Consider the following 19,904-nt stretch of genomic DNA (forward strand, 5'->3'; position numbering starts at 1 on the left):
TTAAATTTTAAGCTTCAACGCCTTTTGCTGCTTTAATAACTGCCTCAGATATATTTGAAGGAGTTTCAGCATAATGTGAAAATTCCATAGTTGATGTTGCACGACCAGATGATAATGTTCTTAATGTTGTTACATAACCAAACATTTCAGATAATGGCACAGTTGCTTTTACCGTTTTAGCTCCAGCTCTGTCTCCCATATCATTTACTTGTCCGCGACGTCTATTCAAATCGCCAACAATATCACCCATGTTTTCTTCTGGAGTAATTACCTCTAGTTTCATAATTGGCTCCATGATTACAGCTTTTGCAGCTTTTGCAGCAGCTTTAAATCCTAATTTAGCAGCCAATTCAAATGATAATGCATCAGAATCCACATCATGGTAAGATCCATCAAGCAACGTTACTTTCATAGCATCTACTTCATATCCAGCTAGCGGTCCATTTACCATGGCAAGTCTGAATCCTTTCTCAATAGAAGGCACATATTCCTTAGGAACATTACCCCCTTTGATTTCAGAAATAAACTCTAAACCAGTTTTTCCTTCATCTGCAGGTCCAAGCGTAAATACAATATCAGCAAATTTACCACGTCCACCAGATTGTTTTTTATAAACCTCTCTGTGTTGCGCAACTTTAGTAATGGCTTCTTTGTACTCAACTTGAGGAGCACCTTGGTTTACCTCAACTTTAAATTCACGACGTAAACGATCAACAATAATATCTAAGTGAAGCTCACCCATTCCAGAAATAATGGTTTGTCCAGAAGCCTCATCAGTTCTAACAGTAAATGTTGGATCTTCTTCAGCTAATTTAGCCAAAGACATACCTAATTTATCAACGTCAGCTTTTGTTTTAGGCTCAACTGCAATACCAATTACTGGATCAGGGAAATTCATACTTTCTAAAACAATTGGATGTTTTTCCGCAGAAAGCGTATCACCTGTTTTTATATCTTTAAATCCAACAGCCGCACCAATATCTCCTGCCTCAATAAAATCGATAGCATTTTGCTTATTAGCATGCATTTGATAAATTCTAGAAATACGTTCTTTATTACCTGAACGGTTATTCAATACATAAGAACCTGCATCTAAACGACCGGAATATGCACGGAAGAATGCTAAACGACCAACATAAGGATCAGTCGCAATTTTAAATGCTAATGCAGCGAATGGCTCATTAACACTAGGTTTACGGATTTCTTCTTTATCAGTATCAGGATTAACACCTATAATACCTTCCTTATCCATTGGAGAAGGCAAGTAACGGCATACAGCATCTAACAAGAACTGTACTCCTTTATTTTTAAATGAAGAACCACAGATCATTGGGATGATTGACATATCCATCACAGCAGCTCTAAGTGCAGCATGCACTTCGTCTTCTGTAATAGAATCCTCATCCTCCATATATTTTTCAAGCAAATTTTCATCATAAGCAGCAACTTCTTCAATAAGTTTACCACGAAGTAATTTTGCTTCAGCTTTAAGATCTTCTGGAATTTCGATAACATCAAAAGTTGACCCTTGAGTTTCGTCATGCCAAACAATAGCTCTGTTTTTAACTAAGTCTACAACACCTTTAAAATCTATTTCGTCACCAATGTTTAAAACGATTGGCACTGCATTAGATTTCAACATGTCTTTTACTTGTTGGCATACTTCCATAAAATTAGCACCTTGACGGTCCATTTTATTTACGAAGCCAATACGTGGCACTTTATAGTTATCAGCTAATCTCCAGTTAGTTTCAGATTGAGGCTCAACACCATCAACCGCACTAAATAAGAACACCAATCCATCAAGTACACGTAATGAACGGTTTACTTCAACCGTAAAATCAACGTGACCTGGGGTATCAATGATATTAAAATGGTAAGACATCGCATCAGGAGTTGGCTCACCATTTTCTTTTGGGAAAACCCACTCACAGGTTGTAGCAGCAGATGTGATAGTAATACCACGTTCTTGCTCTTGCTCCATCCAGTCCATAGTCGCAGCACCATCATGTACTTCACCTATTTTATGAGAAACTCCTGTATAATAAAGAATACGTTCTGTAGTTGTGGTCTTACCAGCATCAATGTGTGCAGCAATACCTATATTTCTTGTATATTTTAAATCTCTTGCCATGTCCTATTAAAATCTAAAGTGAGAGAATGCTTTATTAGCTTCTGCCATTTTATGAGTGTCTACTCTTTTCTTAACAGCAGCTCCTTCTTCTTTAGCCGCAGCTAAAATTTCTGAAGCTAAACGCTGTGACATAGATTTCTCGTTTCTTTTACGTGAATAACTGATAAGCCATTTCATTGCAGTTGAAACTTTACGGTCTGGTCTAATTTGCATTGGTATTTGAAATGTAGCACCACCAACACGACGACTACGTACTTCTACGTGAGGCATTACGTTTGATAAAGCATCTTTCCAAGTATCTAACGCTGTTTTCTCTGCATCTCCTTTTTTAGCTTCTACAATGTCAATGGCATCGTAAAACACTTTGAAAGCAACAGATTTCTTACCATCCCACATCATCATGTTAACGAAACGTGTCACTAACTGATCATTAAATCGCGGATCTGGTAAAAGCGGTCTTTTTTTCGCTTGTCTTTTTCTCATGTCTTCTTCTTAAAAGTTTTAATTACTTTTTCTTACCTTTTGTTGGAGCCGCAGCTACTTGTCCTGGTTTAGGACGTTTAGCTCCATACTTAGACCTACGTTGTGTTCTACCTGCAACACCAGCGGTGTCTAAAGCGCCACGAACGATATGATACCTAACTCCAGGTAAGTCTTTTACTCTTCCACCTCTAACCAATACTATCGAGTGCTCTTGTAGATTGTGTCCTTCACCTGGGATGTATGCATTTACCTCATTACCATTTGTTAACCTTACCCTTGCTACTTTACGCATTGCAGAGTTAGGTTTTTTAGGTGTTGTAGTGTAAACACGCGTACAAACCCCACGTCTTTGTGGACACGAATCTAAAGCAGCCGATTTACTCTTCTTGGTTATTTTGGCTCTTCCTATTCGTACTAATTGTGAAATTGTTGGCATATATATTCTATATAAATTTTAAAATCCTCAGTTAAGAGGGCTGCAAAGGTAAAAATAAAAATGTATTATTCAAATGTTAAAAGATTAATTTTCAATAGATTTTAAAAATAATAATCTTCTCTATATTATAAGTGTTGTTTTTCTTTTAGATTTACATATTAATACATCTGATTTCTACCGTGAAGAGAATCCGCTTATTACTCCTTATTATATATATACTTTTTTCTTCGGAAGTTTTTAGCCAAAATTTAAAACTAAACATTGAGGGAGATTCAGATATTGAAAATCAAGTGATTGATTCCTTAAATTATTTAAAAACACATACAGATTATCAATCCATATCATCTGAACTGGATTCCATTCAAAAAACACTCTTAAAGCTTGGTTATATTGAAAACAAATTAGGCAATGTAACCAAGATAAACGATTCCTCATTCTTAGCTGAAATTCACTTAAAAAAAAGGTATCACACAATATTTATATATTATGATAAAAATTTACTGGAGAAGCCTTTACTTAACTTGGTTTCTAAACGTGTAAATGATTCTTGCTTTATTTTACCATTAAAAGATGTTGAAGACAAATTAAATATTATTAATTCTCAAATTATATCGGCCGGGTTACCTTTTTCAAAATTGAAATTATCAGATATTGAAGTCTGGGATAATAACTTAAAAGCCCACTTGGTAATTGAATCTGATTCAGAAAAAAGAATCATTAACAATATCATTATTAAAGGATATGAAAAATTCCCTTTATCTTACTTAAAGCATTACTTAAAAATTAAGCGCAATCAAATTTTCGATCTCAATAAAATTAAAAGCAAAACTGAACAACTCAATGATTTAAGATTTGCTAATCAAATTAAATCGCCCGAAGTCTTATTTTCTAAAGATTCAACCACCTTATATATATATGTAGAAAAGTCTAAAGGTAATTCGTTTGATGGTTTTTTAGGATTCGGCAACAACGAAGACACCAATAAATTACAATTTGATGGCTATTTAAATTTAAATTTAACCAATAACCTAAACTACGGAGAATCTTTTAGGCTCATGTATAAAAGTGACGAAAATGACCAGAAAACATTTCAAAGCGAATTAACGCTTCCGTATATTTTTTCCTCCCCAGTGGGTTTAGATTTACAATTATATATTTTTAGGAGAGATTCATCATTTACAACCGTAAACCAATTTGCAAAATTACATTATCAAATAAATTCAAAACATAAAATTTATGCTGGTATTGCATCTACACAATCAAACAATTTATTGAATGGTAGCACTTCAAACTTCATCACAGATTTTGATTCGAGTTTTTTCACATCAGCTTATGGATATATTAATCCACAATCTTACAACTTATTATTCCCAATAAATACTTACTTTTACTTTGAAACAAATTTTGGAAAAAGAAAAACGATTTCATTATCAGAAAAACAAACACAAGTAAGCCTAAATAGTTTTAAGATTTTTAATTTCAATAATAGAAATAGTGTTTTTATAAAAATTGACAGCAAAACATTAATTTCTGATACTTATTTTGAAAATGAATTATTAAGATTTGGAGGCATTAACTCCATAAGAGGTTTCGAAGAAAATAGTTTATTGGCAGCTTCTTATGGCGTTTTAAATTCCGAATATAGATTTCAACTTAATAACACCATATATATCCACACTATTACAGATCTCGCCTATTTTGAAAATAAAATAACGAATGCCAAAGAGAAACTAATTGGGTATGGTTTTGGTTTTGGAATTCTAACAAATTCTGGCTTATTAAAACTTAATTATGCCAATGGCAAAAGCGAAAATCAGAAATTTAAATTATCCAATTCCAAAATACACATCAGTCTTACGGCTAATTTTTAAGATTAACATTATTGAATTCTCAGTGATTTTTAAAAAACCTTGAAAATTTAACTCCAAAATATTGTTTTATTAACTTTATTTTAAGATTTTTGACATGACTAATTCAAATATTTATAAAATGAAAACAAAGTTTAGTGGAATTCTAACGCTATTACTAGCGTTTGTCGTGCAACTAACGTTCGCACAAGAAAAGACAGTCTCAGGAACAGTAATTGATGGTAGTGGTTTACCAATTCCTGGAGCAACCGTCTTAGTAAAAGGTACTTCTACTGGTACTTCATCTGATTTCGATGGTAATTATTCAATTAGAGCTAACCAAGGAGCTACTTTGGTGTTTAGCTTTGTTGGTTATGTTACCAAAGAGGTTGCTGTTGGTACATCTAACACGATCAATGTATCGCTTAATGAAGACGTGCAAGCTCTGGAAGAAGTGTTAATTGTAGGTTATGGTACCTCAACAAAAAAATCATACGCTGGTACTGCGGCAACTATTAGTGCAGAAAACCTAGAAGCCAAATCATTTTCTAACGTTACTCAAGCGTTGGCTGGTGAAGTAGCAGGTGTTACTGTTATAAACACTTCCGGACAACCTGGAACTGTGGCTACGGTGCGCGTAAGGGGTTATGGTTCGCCATTAGGGAACCGTTCACCTTTATATGTAGTGGATGGGATTCCTCTTGCGGGAAATTTTGAGTTAAACTCCATAAACCCTGCAGATATTAAAAGTACAACTGTGCTTAAAGATGCTACAGCAACTGCCATTTATGGTTCTAGAGGTGCTAATGGTGTTGTTTTATTAACAACTAAAAGCGGTTCTTCTGCTGAGGCTGGCTACATTGAAGTTGATGTAAAAACAGGTGTGAATACTCAAATTATACCTAGGTATCAAGTTGTTTCCTCTCCTGAAGAATATATTGGTTATGTTTGGGAAGGTATTTATAATAGAGGTGTTGTAACAGGTCAGGCCAACCCAATAGATTATGCCAATAATAGACTTTTAGGTGATAATGGTATTGGTGCTGGTTATAATATGTGGAACGCAGCTACAGGCGCAGCTTTAATTGACCCAGTTACAAGAACGGTTAGAACTGGTGTGAGTAGATTGTTTACCCCAGAAAAATACGCTGATTTAGCTTTTGGAACTGGTTTTAGAACGGAAACGAATCTTAGAATGGGTGGTGGTTCGGAAAAATCCAAATATTTTGTTTCATTAGGATATCTTGATGATAAAGGTTATTCTATTAATTCAGATTACAAAAGATATACTGCTAGATTAAATTTAAACTCTGATGTTAAAGATTGGTTAGAATTAAGCGCGAATTTTGCTTATGCTTATTCTGAAAGCACAAATAATGGACAAATTGATGGTGCTGAGAATCTTTTTGAATTTGCTGATAAAATGGCCCCTATTTATCCTGTTTATGCCAGATACCCAAATTCAGGTGAGTTAATTGCCGATCCAATTTATGGTGGTTTTCAATACGACTATGGCTCTCCAACAGGTGGAACAACTCCCGACCCTTCTAGGGCATTCACAAGAAACCGACCAAACGCCAATCTTCTTAACCCAATTGGTTCTGCTTTGTTGGATTTTGATGGTAGGCAAACCAATGCCATAAATGGTAATTTATCAGCTAACATCAAATTAACAGATTTTTTAACTCTTGAGAATACTTTTGGTGGTCAATATTCTTTCTTAAGAAGAAATAATGCAAGTAATCATGTTTATGGTACAGGTGCTAATACCAATGGAAATATTACTGTTACCGATCAAGTAAGATGGACACAAACCTTTTTACAATTATTACGATTTAACAAATCATTTGGACTACACACCATCGAAGCGTTAGCCGCCCATGAAACATTTGAGCAAAGTTTTATACAATCAAGAGCATTTAAACAAAATGTCATATTACCTGGGGTTTATAGATTGAATAATTATCTAGAAAGTTCAAGTCCACCTGACGGTTATGAAGATGGTTCTGGTTTAGAGTCTTATTTTGGGCAAGTAAACTATAGTTATGCAGATAAGTACTACCTAACAGGTTCAATTAGAACCGATGGTTCTTCACGTTTTGTTGATGACCAATGGGGTGTTTTTGGATCGGTTGGTGCTGCTTGGGTTGTTAGTGAAGAGGACTTCATGGCAGATAGCTTTATCTCATATTTAAAGGCCAAAGCATCGTATGGTATAACAGGTGATCAACAAGGAGTTTCTACAGTTTTAGGGTTTGACACCTTTAATGCTAATTTTGTTGGTGGGGCATTAGCAATCGATTTGCGTAATACTGGTGCTGCTGGATTAACCTGGGAAACCTCAAAAATGTTTCAAGCCGGTTTGGAAATGAGTTTAGGTAATTATTTAGATGTCAATATTGACTATTATAGAAAAAACACTGATAATTTATTCTTTCAACAAAGAAGAGGACCTTCTGCTGGTATAGCTACTATAACAGTTAATGATGGTGTAGTTTTAAATTCTGGTTTAGAATTTGATTTGACTGGACACATTATTAATAAAGAAGACTTTAAATTGGATATATCTATGAATGGTGAAATCCTATCAAACAAGATGCTTGAAATGCCTCTAGATCCATCTAATGGCTTGCCTAAAATTATTGATTCTGGTTCAAGTACAGATGCTGCTTTTTATGCATATGCTGAAGGCAAATCAATATTTGATATCTGGATGAGGGAATGGGCTGGTGTTGACCCTGCTGATGGTCGTCCAATGTGGTACCAATATTATGATGATGTCAATAATAATAATACATTAGATTCTGGTGAAGGCACGTTTTTCATAGATAATGGAAATAATGGAAATGCCAATCTTTCAGGATCATTGTTTGAATACCAACAACGAGCCTCTAATACTAACATCAAGAAAACTGTAACTAAAACATATGCTAATGCAACACAAACATATATAAACAAATCGTTTATACCCGATTTAAGGGGTGCTTTTAGAATTTCAGGCCAAATAAAAAACTTTGATTTCTCTACCCAATTCACTTACAGTATTGGGGGCTATGCTTACGATGCACAATATGCTGAATTAATGAGTGATCGTTTTGGTGCTGCTGGTAATAATTACCACAAAGATATTGCTAACAGGTGGCAACAACCTGGTGATGTGACTAATGTTCCTTTACTATCAGATAATGCTGTTATAAACTCAACATCTACCTCAACACGATTCATAACAAGTACAGACTTTATAGCGCTTAACAATGCTAGAATAGGGTATACTCTCCCTAGCAAATTTGCTTCTAGAGCTGGACTTAACTCCGTTAACCTTTGGGTTTCTGGTGACAATCTTTTTATTAACAGTGTTAGAAAAGGATTTAACCCCACTGTTACAGAAGTAGGAAATTCAGCTCGTCAAATTTATGCTCCTGCAACTACAATTACTCTAGGGGCACGAGTTAAGTTTTAAATTAAAAAAAATATGATTATGAAAAATTTAATAAAAATTACATTTGTAACAGTTATGGTACTTTGTATCAACAGTTGCGCTGATGACTTGCTTGATAATAGTGGGGTTTCTGGAAGTAGTCAACCCACTCAATTTCTTACATCAGCTCAACTAGAAGAAGCTGCTTCAACCAATCTAGGAATTCCTGCGGCTTTCGTAGGAGGTATTTATGCACAAATGATTCAAGTGGAATCAGGTGGCACAACCAATCACGATGATTTTGGACAAAAAGGTTATGACATATTTGGAGACATGTTATCAGGAGATATGGCTCTTAGTGTCAGTACCTATGGATGGTATCGTTCTGATATCACTGAGTTCCAAGCACCGCTAGATTATACATTTAGTAGAAACAGAATGGTTTGGAGATATTATTATAGAATTGTTAGATCGGCCAATACTGTAATACAAAACTTAGGAGGTAATGATGCCGTACCTGAAAATGATGCTAATAAATTTGCTATGGGTCAAGCAAAAGCTATGCGTGCCCATTCTTATTTTTACTTAGCACAATATTTCCAAAAAGAGTATGTTGCTTCTGAACCTATTTTACCATTGTACAAGGAACCCATTAATACAAACTTACCTAAATCTACTGCGGCTGAAGTTTATGAATTAATGGAAAGCGACCTTGTGGATGCCATCTCCTTGCTAGATGGTTTTAATAGAACAGCTAAAAATGAAGTAAACCAAGATATAGCAAAAGCTTTATTAGCTTATGTTTTAGGAGCTAAAGGTGGTAGAGATACTGAAGTTGCTACACTAACCCAACAAGTTATTGATGCAGGTGGTTATTCTATGCTAACTTCTGGAGAAGTTGCCACTAATTGCTTTTGCGACGTTAATACTTCCAGCTGGATGTGGGGTATTGATATTACCGAGAACAACGGATTAGATTTAATTTCTTGGTGGGGACAAATAGATGCTTTTTCATATAGTTATGCTTGGGCAGGGGACTATAAAGCCATTGATAAATCTTTATTTGACGCTATTCCTGCTAATGATGCTAGAAAAGGCCAATTTCTAAATAATCCTGCTAGTGGAAGATACTTACAGCCACTATTTAAATTCTTTGCATCAAATACCATAGGTGGCGCTTCTCAGGTAGTTACCGCTGATTATGTTTATATGCGTATCGAAGAAATATACTTATTAAATGCCGAAGCTAATGCTAAATCAGGAAATGATTTTGCTGCAAGAACTAGTTTAAAGGCGGTATTGGCAAATAGAATTCCTGATGTTTCTTATGTAGATGCTTTAAGTGGACAAGCTTTACAAAATGAGATTTATTTACAAACCCGTATCGAATTGTGGGGTGAAGGAAAAAGTTACTTAGCTATGAAACGAAACAAGGCTACTACTGTAAGAGGCACAAATCATTTATCCTTTGTTGGTGTACCAATACCTTATAATGATGAAAGAATGCAATTTGAGATTCCTCTAGATGAAATTCAAAATAATCCATTTATTGGAGATCAAAACAATTAATAAAATAAATCTATCCGATTATGAAAAAAATATATAACCTATTCTTTTTATTTGCTGCATTTTTTCTTGTGGTAAGTTGTGAAGAAGACACACCAGAGCCAACAGGCGTAAATTATGTAACGTTTGCAAAAAGCACATATTCAACTGGTGTCGATCCTGGAGGTAGTACAGAATTTGATATTACTGTTTATACCGCTAACATTACGTCTTCAGATAGAAGCTATAATGTAATTGTTGCTCCAAACTCAAATGCCGCTTCTGGATCTTATACAGTACCTAGCTCTGTAACCATTCCTTCTGGATCTAATGAAGGCATACTAACAGTAACCTTAACTGACACAAATTTAGGCATAGGGGTTAACAACCTGATACTTAATTTTGAGAAAGGGGATGATTATTTTACTGGTGCATCGACAAGGTTATCATATATCCAAAACTGTACAGAGATAACCGGATCTCTAAATATAGTATTTGACGGTTATGGTGACGAAACATCTTGGGAAATAACGGATGAATTAGGTGGTGTTGTAGTTTCCAAAGCATTAGGGACTTATACTAGGGGTCAAGCAAGTGCAATAGAAAACATAACACTTTGCCAAGGTAGAAATTATACCTTTACTATATATGATGATTATGGTGATGGATTAAGTTTCCCAGCTAATGGAAGTTATACCTTAACTATTGGAGGTGACATTAAAGCAACTGGAGGTGGAGATTTTGGTTCAGAAGAATCTACTGAATTCGATACGAATTAAAAATATCAGTTTATAACACTAAAAAGAGGTTGCTGTTGCAACCTCTTTTTTTATACCTTTACCACATGCAAGAACAAACACAAATTTTTGGAATACGCGCTGTAATTGAAGCAGTAAATGCAGGTGAAACTATTGATAAAGTATTCCTTCAAAAAGGATTGAAAGGTGATTTATTTGGAGAATTGGAAGCAGCTTTAAGACAACATTCCATAAACTCATCTTATGTACCTGTTGAGAAATTAAATAGACTTACAAAAGGTAATCATCAGGGAGTTGTTGCTCAAATATCACCTATTGAATTCCATGATTTAGAGCAATTAGTAACAACTGTTATAGAATCTGGTAAAATACCTTTATTTTTATTGTTGGACCAATTAAGTGATGTTCGTAATTTTGGAGCCATAATACGTACCGCCGAATGTACTGGTGTAAATGGTATTATTATCCAAAAAAAAGGTGGTGCTCCAGTAAATGGCGATACTATTAAAACCAGTGCTGGTGCTGTATTTAAAATTCCGCTTTGCAAAGTGGACCATATTAAAGATGCTGTGTTTTATATGCAGGCGTCAGGTATTAAAGTTATTGCTGCGACTGAAAAAACTGAAGATACTTTATTTGATGTCTCATTTAAAGAACCTTGCGCTATCATTATGGGATCGGAAGATAAAGGGATAAATCCTTCAATCCTTAAAGTTGTAGATGCTAAGGCTAAACTTCCGCTTTTAGGAGACATTGAATCTTTAAATGTATCTGTGGCTTGTGGGGCATTTTTATATGAAGCAGTTAGACAGAGATTAAAATGAGTATTTAAAGTTTTAAATTAATGATTTCAGAATCAGTTAACGAATAGTTATAAGCTCTCCAAAAATTGCCCTTATTATTACCATTATACTTCCATACAATCTCCTTTTGAGGAGTTACTTCCCATAAACCATAGTCCCCTTCACAAATTAAAGTATTACCATTTTTAAGTCTAACTGCTCCTGATATTCGAGGATTATATAAATTGGTGTCAGTAAAACTCCAAACTTCCAATGGTTCATTGTCTTCATTTGGGTTAAGTTCAAAATTTGCTGGCATTTGAAACTCATGAACAGTTGATTGTCCAGCATTATAATTATTATTAAAAATTAGTACATTGCCTGCGCCTAATTCATCCGATTCCAAAAAGTTCGGAAAATGATTATTGTAAAACAATCTTTTCCCTAATGTATTATTGTATGCCTCTGGATTTCCAAATCTATAAATTAAATCACCACCTCTATTATAAGTCCCTCCCTCATGTAATGAAGATTCGATGGCTGTCGTTGAATGATCGATAACCCAAACTTCGCTATAAAAATTGACACTCATATAAATGACATCCTTAATAGGATCATAATCTATCCCATTAATATGCATTAGATTTCCATCTGCACTTTTTGTATAATTATGATTGATAAGCTGAGGATTGTCTTTCACAACTCCATAATTTGGAAGATTAATATCTATATCCTGAACCAAATGGTCTTTAGTGTGCCACTCCCAAACTATTTGGTCATTACTTGGGTTTACCTCTATTAAAGATTCTGTGAAAACATCATGGTTTACATCAATGCCCATATTTTTAGCATCCAAAGCCAAAATACGTTCCCAAGCTATAATTAAAACATTTCCATTTGGCAACATTTCAACATCATGATGTGCTAAATAATTTTCAGAATGGTAATTAAATTCCCAATCTATGGAACCATCAAGATTAATAATTCTAACTATTCCTCCAAATCCTCCAAAAGAAAAACTAAGATTTGCTGCTTTAAAAATACCAAGTAATTTCCCATCTGGCAACAATTCCAAATCGTTTCCCAATGCAATATCGAAATCCCAAACTTTAAGTATTTCTCCTTTTTTATCAACCAAATAAGAAGACTTCCCTCCATTTATAACTGCTAGAGTTAAACTATTCTCTAATTTGTCGGCCTTATATACTTCCACTTCTTCAGATAAAACAACTTCTTCTACAGGTGGTTCTATCTGGCTATCATCGTTGTTACATGAAACATTCGCCAAAAAGCATAATAATAATAATATGTAGATAGGATAAAATTTCTTTTTCATTCTTTTTTTTATAAAAATAATGAAATCTAAGTAAACATAAGGAAGATTGAAATATCTTTATATGTGTTTCTTGTTATTATAAAGCGGTTAGACTAAGACTTTCTTAAATTTTTAGGCTTACTAGATTTTTAGACTATTGAAAATTCAGAAATTATTCTTTCTTTTCTTTCAACATATAATTAACAATAGGTTGCTCCTCTTCTATTTTTGGCGCAATATTTTCAATAAAGTTTCCATCTTTATCGAAATGTTTTAAAAATGGGTCTTCTGATTCATTATAGTCTTCATGCTCCCAAATATATTTTTTTGGTTTAACAATTTCCCTCTTAAAAAGTATGGCAAATAAAAACCCTGTGACAAGTCCCGATAAATGCCCCTCCCAAGAAACACCTTCATCAATAGGCAATGTGTACCAAATCATACTACCATAAAGAAAAACAACTAATAAAGACAAGGCTACCAAGCGATAATATTTTGAAAAAATACCTTTAAAAAAAGTAAAACTTATCAATACATAAATCAGCCCACTTGCTCCTATATGATAGGATGGCCTACCAATGCACCAAGTTAAAAAGCCAGATGTAAGAATTCCGAATACAATAACCTTCCAAGCGATAGGTCTGTAGAAATAAAAAAGCGCCATCAACAAAACAATGGATGGAATGCTATTATGATAAATATGTTGAATACTTCCATGAATAAATGGCCATAAAACAATACCTCTCAAACCTTTTATAGTTTGTGGAAAAATACCATAATTTGAGAAATCAAAACCAAAACGGATTTCAAACCAAAATACCATCCATATGAATAGCAAAAAAAGTAATGGATACGCCACCACTCCTGTTGAAAACTTAAAATGTTCATTCTGATTCATAATTTAAAGATAACAAATAGTTAACCAAATTTCTATTGATGCTAAATTGTCAGATACGAGCTTGAAAGATTGAGAACTCAAAAAAACAAAAAAGTTAATAGCATAGACATTCCCTTTTATAAAGGAATTAATTAATTTTACGTTTATGAATGAACCTTTAGCTGAACGTTTAAGACCCAAAACTTTAGATGATTATGTGAGCCAATCACATTTAGTTGGCAAACATGGCGCTTTAACGCAGCATATAAAACAAGGTTTGATTCCGTCCATGATATTTTGGGGACCCCCAGGAACCGGAAAAACTACGCTTGCCAATATTATTGCCAATGAATCTGGCAGACCATTTTACACATTAAGTGCCATAAATTCTGGTGTGAAGGACATTCGGGATGTTATTGATAAAGCGAAACAAAGTGGTGGTTTGTTTACTACCAAAAACCCTATTTTATTTATTGATGAAATCCATAGGTTTAGTAAATCGCAACAAGATTCCTTATTACAAGCTGTTGAAAAAGGTTGGATTACATTAATTGGAGCAACTACAGAAAACCCGAGTTTCGAGGTTATTCCTGCACTTTTGTCGCGTTGCCAAGTATATATTTTAAATGCTTTTGAAAAAAACGATTTAGAGACACTTTTAAAGCGCGCTATTGAAAATGATGACTATCTGTCTAAAAAAAGTATAAAACTAAAAGAAACCACAGCGCTTTTAAGGCTTTCTGGGGGTGATGGTAGAAAACTGCTTAATATTTTTGAATTGATTGTAAATTCTGAAGAATCAGATAGCATTGTAATAACAGACACATTGGTTTTGGAAAAAGTCCAAAATAATACAGTGAGATACGATAAAACTGGCGAACAGCATTACGATATTATTTCGGCATTCATAAAATCCATTCGTGGTAGCGACCCAAATGCAGCTGTTTATTGGTTAGCTCGAATGGTAGAAGGTGGTGAAGATGTTAAATTTATTGCCAGAAGAATGCTTATTCTGGCGAGTGAAGATATTGGAAATGCCAACCCAACAGCATTAGTTATTGCCAACAATACGTTTCAAGCAGTTTCAATTATTGGGTATCCAGAGTCTAGGATTATATTAAGCCAATGCGCTACCTATTTGGCGTGTTCACCAAAAAGTAACGCCTCATATCTGGCTATTGGCAAAGCACAGCAATTGGTGAAAGAAACGGGAGATTTATCTGTTCCCTTGGAGATTAGAAATGCCCCGACCAAATTAATGAAAGAATTAGGTTATGGAGAAAATTACCAGTATGCCCATAATTATGAAAATAATTTTGCTAATCAGGAGTTTATGCCAGATGAGATAAAAAATACGAAATTATATGACCCCGGAAACAACTCCAGAGAAAATGCTGATCGCAATTTTTTAAAACAACGTTGGAAAGATAAATATGGGTATTAAAGTTTGTTGTTTAGCTGATTTGTTTTATATCTTAACAACCAAACAACAAACGACTTAACATATGATTAAAATTTAATATTCAAGACGTCTTGTTTTAAAACATTATTTTCATAATATTCCATAATCCACTGATCGCCTTTTTTGTATAATGTGGCATTTCTTCCTTCTACTAGAAACATATTTTCCATAGACGTATTCTTTATTTTATAAACCACTTTTGGAGAACTATCAACTAATTGAAATCCATTCTCTATAGCTTGGGCATATAAAATACCTGAAACATTTTGACTTGAAGAAACATTTTTTGAAACTTCAACCACTGCCTCAGTTACTTTGGACTGCTCGGCTATAACAACTGGAGTTTCCTTTTCTTGTTTAAGATTTTCTATTTCGGCTTTCAACTGAGCAATCTCCTTAACGACTTCATTTTGGGTTGGACCTGCTTGTTTGGCTGGTAACTCAGAAGTATTTGCAACTGGAACATACTTATAGTTTATAGTTTCCAATTCTTTGAATGCATTTCTCAAAGCTTCATTATATGCCTTATCATAATCTTTTTCACGACTCTCCCCAACTTGAGTTGTATAAACAGCTAAGCCATTGCAATTTTTTAATTCTATTTGCAATTTGGTTTTAAACATGCTTGAATCTTTTATAAGGTCCGAAGTTAATGCCAAACATCTGTCTGAATTTAAATCATCTGGGTAATTTTCTCCTTCCATAAAAGCCACAAAACCATATTTATTGAATAAAAATTCTGTTAATGAATTCAATTGAAATTGATCATCTTGCTTTAAAAAACCATATTTTTTTGGAATAATAACATATTTATAGTTGTTTATGTTTGACTGGGAAAATACACTTGTAACCAAGAAACAGACAACAAGTAGTGATAAATATTTAGTTTTCATTTTTATTAAATATATAGTTATAACCTAATTTGTAAATATACACTTTGTATGGTATTTATGTTTTGTGAAGTTAAAAAATTTATGCCGAATTGGTTATAAATACTTTTTTAACTCAATTAAACTATTGATTTTTTTAATGTGCGATTCTACAGGCTTTCGGAATTCATCAAAAAAAATAACATCCATTCCAATGTTTAAGGCCCCTAAAATATCAGCTTCATAGCCATCCCCTATCATAATACTTTTTGATATGCTTGTGTTTGCTTTTTCAATGGCATAATGAAAAATTTGTGGATGGGGTTTTTTCACACCAATATCTTCACCATTGGTAATTGTTTTAAAGTAATGCAAAATATTAGACTTTGTCAATTTTTTAGATTGAACTTCTTCAAAACCATTAGACAAAATATGCAGATTATAACTTTTATGCAAATACTCTAAAATGGTAATAGCATCATCGTACAAGTAATTATTATCTGTAAGATAGGTTATATAATCTATAGATAGCTTTTTAACAATCTCTTTTTCAATACCGTAATTTAATGCTGAAAACGTATCGTTTAACCTTCCAAAACGCAATACGTCTTTATCTATTTTTTCGTCTCTATAAAGCTTCCAGTATTGTAAATTAATGGCCTTATAATGAACCAAAAAATCATCCAAATCAATTTCTATCTGATTGATTTTAAATATTTTATAAAAAGTTAAAGCCGAATTTTTATCAAAATCCCATAGCGTATGGTCCAAATCAAAAAAAATATCGGTAATACCTTTAAGCTTCATCGGCGGAATCTAAAATAATATTAAACAATTCCTTAAATCCTTTCCATGTATCTATATCGCTAAATGCATAATTATGAAATACAGGAACAAACTCACCGTTTACCTTTTTTATTTCAGAAATAATATCATTCAACACTTTCTTTTTATCTAAAAGCGATTGGGTTTTTAAAAGCGAATAGTCCATTAAATGGTACGAGTACACTTTTAAAGGTGTTTGTATCTCATAATCTAAATCGTAAAACAAAAAAGGCGTACAAGATCCTGCCCTAAAGCCAATATGATTTACATAACCCATCGTGTAATCTTCCTGTATTTCCAAATCTATCAAATTTCTATAAGATTCAGGCAAATTAAGTTTCGAAAAAGATTGCCGAGTAGCCACTAAAGTTGTATGTATAATAGCTTCCATTTGCAGTTTTTCTTTCTTTAAAATGGAAATATCCTCCGTTGAAAAAAAGGATGTTTTTAAACCCACTTTGCAATAATCTGCCACTTGTTTTATTAGAGAAACAAACTTCTTTTTATTAACACTTATGCCTTTATCGTAGGTTGAATAAGCACCGATTAAAAAGAAGAATAAAAATTTATGCTTGGTTTGCTTTTGTTTGTTTATAATATATTTAAAGGTGTCAAATGGATCGTGCATTAATCCGAAAAGCACCATAAACCTAGTGTACAAGCCTTTAAAATTAAACTGGAACACATCCTTAAAAGCGCCACCTATAGTTCGCATAATCCCTTTTAGCCTATAAAGATAAGCTGAAGGAACATCTATAATAGGTCTTATACTGTATGTTTTTATCGGGAATTGAAATTCTGGAAAAAAATTTTGTAGGGCGTCTTTAAATTTATATGCCCAAATGTCGACAATGGGTTGGTGCAAAAAGCCATGTTTATAAGCAACGCTTTCAGTTGCTAAAAACCGACCGTATTCATCTTGTACATGTGGCAAATACTCTTCGTATCTGGATAACAAATAAAATGATGACGCAAAAATATCAAACGGCAATGCCCCTTTTTCTCCATTTAAAAAAAAGCCTTTTGTTGTATCCCACTTATACACATGAAAATCTATATCCGACAACCCTTGCTCAAATAAAATATCGTGGCTTTTTATAAAAAATTCGCTTCCCAACGGTTGTTTGGTATAAGACATTTTTAAACTATCGTGTGCAATAAATTCTTCTATAACAGATGTAAAAGAAACATCTATACCAAGAACCCTTGTACAAATATGTTTAAAAATATATCTTACTCTGGGTGTTATTTTATGTGTGTAAACTAGCAGCATTAAACATTAAAATCTGAATATCAAAAGTAATCAACTTATGTATTAATAAGACATAAGCGTTTATTTTTGTTTGCTTAAATTACTTAAAGAACGTTTTCATCAGCAAAACTAAAGTATGCTTTCTCAGTGACAATTAAGTGATCCAAAACCTTAATATCCAAACTTTCTGAGGCCGTTTTCAATTTATTTGTCAATTGCTTATCGGCTTCACTAGGCTTCAATGTGCCGGATGGATGATTGTGTGCTAATATCAATCCTGTGGCGCCAACTTCCAAAGCGCTTTTAAGTACCAAACGCACATCAACCAAAGTGCCCGTTATACCTCCTTTGCTAAGCTGTTTTTTTTGAATGACTTTATTGGAGTTATTTAAAAAAATAATCCAAAATTCTTCATGTTCCAATTCTCCAATAATCGGCTGCATCAATTCAAAAACAGAATTGCTTGAGCTTATTTTTTTCTTTTCCAAAGCTTCCTCGCCTCTTCTTCGTCTTCCCAATTCTAAAGCCGCAGCAATGGTTATGGCTTTAGCTTCCCCAATACCTTTATACTCCATTAATTGAGAGATGGATAATTTCCCCAACTCACTTAAATTATTATCAACACTTGCGAAAATGCGCTTACATAAGGCAACGGCACTTTCTTCCCTGTTACCAGAGCCAATTAAAATGGCCAATAACTCGGCATCGCTTAATGTAGCTTTGCCTTTATATAATAGTTTTTCTCTTGGTTGATCGTCTTGGCTCCAATTTTTTATGGAAAACGAAGTTGGTCTTTCTTGCATCTAACTAGCCTAAATTAAAGTTGTATATTAACACTTATAAAACTACAAATTTTAAAGTATATTCTTTCATTCAACTTATTTTAATTTAACATTTATCAAAGCATAAATAATGTATTTTTATAAAAGAACAATCTAAGATAAAAACTATTACATATGAACCCGTTAAAAAAAGAAGACATAAGTCAAGAAGTTTTTGATTTATACGATTATTATGCTCATAATAAAATTAACCGCAGCCAATTTGTTGAAAAACTATCTCTTTATGCTATAGGTGGTTTAACTGTTTCTTCCCTTTTAAGCTTTTTAACGCCTAATTATCTTGATAATTTGATGGTGAAACCAGACGACCCAAATTTAGATTCTGGGTATATCACCTACCAATCACCAAGAGGCGGTGGTGCCATAAAAGGACTTTTATCAAAACCAGATGGCACAACAGGCAAATTGCCAGGTATTATTGTGGTACACGAAAATAGAGGATTAAACCCTTATATCGAAGATGTTGGAAGACGTGCCGCTCTAGATGGTTTTATTTCTTTGGCTCCTGATGCTTTATCGCCTCTGGGCGGTTACCCCGGAAATGATGACGCCGGAAGGGAAATGCAAAGTAAACGCGACCGTAATGAAATGCTTGAAGATTTTATAGCTGCTTTTGATTATTTAAAAAACCATGAAAACTGTGATGGCAATATTGGCGTGGTTGGCTTTTGTTTTGGCGGCTGGATTGCTAATATGATGGCCGTAAAAGTACCAACACTAAAAGCTGCTGTGCCTTTTTATGGCGGACAACCAACTGCTGAAGAAGCAGCTCAAGTTAAAGCACCTTTATTGTTGCAATATGCAGAGTTAGACACTAGAGTGAATGCCGGTTGGCCAGCTTATGAAGACGTTTTAAAAGCAAATAATGTTGAATATACTGTACATTTTTACCCAAATGTTAACCATGGATTTCATAACAACTCAACGCCACGATTTGATAAAGAGGCAGCCGATTTAGCTTGGAGTAGAACGATTGCTTTTTTTAAGGAGAAGTTGAAGTAATAAAACCTTTATGTAAGAAATATATTTTGTTTAGTTGAAATTATTTTACAATTAAAA

16 protein-coding genes are annotated in these 19,904 nt (G+C 33.7%); 7 read left to right on the forward strand and 9 right to left on the reverse strand.

Annotation, left to right across the window (positions count from 1 at the left end; translation table 11 throughout):
* Nucleotides 1–7: 7 nt before the first annotated feature.
* From fusA to rpsL, 3 genes are read right to left on the reverse strand one after another with little or no spacing between them, the layout of a single operon-like run.
* On the reverse strand, nucleotides 8–2,134 hold the full coding sequence (gene fusA, locus CDH50_RS04035; protein ID WP_100610638.1) for an elongation factor G: 2,127 nt from the start codon (nucleotides 2,132–2,134) through the stop codon (nucleotides 8–10).
* A 6-nt stretch (nucleotides 2,135–2,140) separates the two neighbouring features.
* A complete protein-coding gene (gene rpsG / locus CDH50_RS04040) occupies nucleotides 2,141–2,617 on the reverse strand; it encodes a 30S ribosomal protein S7 (protein WP_100610639.1) in 477 nt (158 codons plus the stop codon).
* 22 nt (nucleotides 2,618–2,639) lie between these two features.
* Complete coding sequence (gene rpsL, locus CDH50_RS04045; RefSeq protein WP_100610640.1) at nucleotides 2,640–3,053, reverse strand: 30S ribosomal protein S12; 414 nt, start codon at nucleotides 3,051–3,053, stop codon at nucleotides 2,640–2,642.
* A gap of 179 nt (nucleotides 3,054–3,232) precedes the next feature.
* Between rpsL and CDH50_RS04050 the strand changes: the two genes are divergently transcribed.
* The 5 genes from CDH50_RS04050 (at nucleotide 3,233) to rlmB (ending at nucleotide 11,445) form a co-directional block, all read left to right on the forward strand.
* Entirely contained in the window at nucleotides 3,233–4,924 is a 1,692-nt protein-coding gene (locus CDH50_RS04050; protein ID WP_100610641.1) for a POTRA domain-containing protein, read from the forward strand.
* Nucleotides 4,925–5,042: 118 nt separating this feature from the next.
* The gene (locus CDH50_RS04055) at nucleotides 5,043–8,360 is read left to right on the forward strand and encodes a SusC/RagA family TonB-linked outer membrane protein (RefSeq protein WP_100610642.1); all 3,318 of its coding nucleotides are present in this window, start codon (nucleotides 5,043–5,045) and stop codon (nucleotides 8,358–8,360) included.
* Between the two features lie 18 nt (nucleotides 8,361–8,378).
* Nucleotides 8,379–9,887 carry a RagB/SusD family nutrient uptake outer membrane protein gene (locus CDH50_RS04060; RefSeq protein WP_100610643.1) on the forward strand — a complete coding sequence of 503 codons (1,509 nt, stop codon included), beginning with the start codon at nucleotides 8,379–8,381 and terminating at the stop codon, nucleotides 9,885–9,887.
* 20 nt (nucleotides 9,888–9,907) lie between these two features.
* Entirely contained in the window at nucleotides 9,908–10,642 is a 735-nt protein-coding gene (locus CDH50_RS04065; RefSeq protein WP_100610644.1) for a hypothetical protein, read from the forward strand.
* A 65-nt stretch (nucleotides 10,643–10,707) separates the two neighbouring features.
* The gene (rlmB, locus tag CDH50_RS04070; protein WP_100610645.1) at nucleotides 10,708–11,445 is read left to right on the forward strand and encodes a 23S rRNA (guanosine(2251)-2'-O)-methyltransferase RlmB; all 738 of its coding nucleotides are present in this window, start codon (nucleotides 10,708–10,710) and stop codon (nucleotides 11,443–11,445) included.
* 4 nt (nucleotides 11,446–11,449) lie between these two features.
* On the opposite strand, the gene CDH50_RS04075 is transcribed toward rlmB, so the two are convergent.
* Together CDH50_RS04075 and CDH50_RS04080 are read right to left on the reverse strand one after the other, a co-directional pair.
* Complete coding sequence (locus CDH50_RS04075) at nucleotides 11,450–12,739, reverse strand: aryl-sulfate sulfotransferase (RefSeq protein ID WP_100610646.1); 1,290 nt, start codon at nucleotides 12,737–12,739, stop codon at nucleotides 11,450–11,452.
* A gap of 151 nt (nucleotides 12,740–12,890) precedes the next feature.
* A complete protein-coding gene (locus CDH50_RS04080) occupies nucleotides 12,891–13,616 on the reverse strand; it encodes a rhomboid family intramembrane serine protease (protein ID WP_100610647.1) in 726 nt (241 codons plus the stop codon).
* Nucleotides 13,617–13,761: 145 nt separating this feature from the next.
* Here CDH50_RS04080 and CDH50_RS04085 point away from each other — a divergent pair, with 145 nt between their 5' ends.
* The gene (locus CDH50_RS04085; protein WP_100610648.1) at nucleotides 13,762–15,039 is read left to right on the forward strand and encodes a replication-associated recombination protein A; all 1,278 of its coding nucleotides are present in this window, start codon (nucleotides 13,762–13,764) and stop codon (nucleotides 15,037–15,039) included.
* 65 nt (nucleotides 15,040–15,104) lie between these two features.
* Here CDH50_RS04085 and CDH50_RS04090 read toward each other — a convergent pair whose 3' ends face one another.
* From CDH50_RS04090 to radC, 4 genes are all read right to left on the reverse strand, one after another.
* Nucleotides 15,105–15,950, reverse strand: a complete 846-nt coding sequence (locus CDH50_RS04090; protein WP_100610649.1) for a hypothetical protein — start codon at nucleotides 15,948–15,950, stop codon at nucleotides 15,105–15,107.
* 93 nt (nucleotides 15,951–16,043) lie between these two features.
* Nucleotides 16,044–16,733, reverse strand: coding sequence for a YjjG family noncanonical pyrimidine nucleotidase (locus CDH50_RS04095; protein ID WP_100610650.1), 690 nt, complete (start codon nucleotides 16,731–16,733; stop codon nucleotides 16,044–16,046).
* On the reverse strand, nucleotides 16,723–18,024 hold the full coding sequence (locus CDH50_RS04100) for a polysaccharide deacetylase family protein (RefSeq protein WP_100610651.1): 1,302 nt from the start codon (nucleotides 18,022–18,024) through the stop codon (nucleotides 16,723–16,725). Before CDH50_RS04100 ends, CDH50_RS04095 begins: the two co-directional genes overlap by 11 nt.
* Nucleotides 18,025–18,107: 83 nt before the next feature.
* Complete coding sequence (gene radC, locus CDH50_RS04105) at nucleotides 18,108–18,806, reverse strand: RadC family protein (protein WP_100610652.1); 699 nt, start codon at nucleotides 18,804–18,806, stop codon at nucleotides 18,108–18,110.
* A gap of 153 nt (nucleotides 18,807–18,959) precedes the next feature.
* On the opposite strand from radC, the gene CDH50_RS04110 reads away from it, so the two are divergent.
* The gene (locus CDH50_RS04110; protein ID WP_100610653.1) at nucleotides 18,960–19,847 is read left to right on the forward strand and encodes a dienelactone hydrolase family protein; all 888 of its coding nucleotides are present in this window, start codon (nucleotides 18,960–18,962) and stop codon (nucleotides 19,845–19,847) included.
* Nucleotides 19,848–19,904 lie beyond the last annotated feature (57 nt).

Source organism: Confluentibacter lentus, assembly GCF_002806995.1.
Classification (GTDB): Bacteria; Bacteroidota; Bacteroidia; order Flavobacteriales; family Flavobacteriaceae; genus Confluentibacter; species Confluentibacter lentus.